This is a genomic window from Streptomyces sp. DH12 (genome assembly GCF_020873895.1).
GTDB lineage: Bacteria > Actinomycetota > Actinomycetes > Streptomycetales > Streptomycetaceae > Streptomyces.
Genome location: NZ_JAHWGT010001667.1, coordinates 1 through 389, shown reverse-complemented (window position 1 = coordinate 389; position 389 = coordinate 1). Strand labels below are relative to the sequence as shown.

The window sequence follows — 389 nt, the reverse complement described above, 5'->3', positions numbered from 1 at the left end:
GATGCGCGTGCCGTCGGCGAGTGTCGCCTCCAGGCCGTGGGAGGTGGTGACCCAGGTCACGGCGGACTCGTCACCCGGGTTCTCCACGGCGAGCGTCGAGCCGCGGCCCACGACGACGGTGTCGCCCGCGCCGACGCGGTACGGGGTGCCGTCGAGGGTGATCAGCAGCTCGCCGGAGAGCAGCAGGAGGATCTCCTCCCGGCTGACGGTGTGCGCGGGCGCCCGCGTCCCGGCGGGGATCTCACCCCGCCAGGCGCACAGCTCCTCACTGCCTGCCGAGGGGCGGACGTACGAGACGAAGCGGGCGCCGTGCATCTCGTGGACGACGGCGTCGGACGGGCGGACGACGGGCATGAGGGACCTCCGGGCCGGACGAGTTGGTCAAGCTA

At 73.3% G+C, this 389-nt stretch carries 1 protein-coding gene; it reads right to left on the bottom strand.

Annotated elements, in window-relative coordinates:
* On the bottom strand, positions 1 to 354 hold a 354-nt coding region (locus tag LPA54_RS41640), incomplete at its 3' end, for a cupin domain-containing protein (protein ID WP_228985551.1).
* Positions 355 to 389 lie beyond the last annotated feature (35 nt).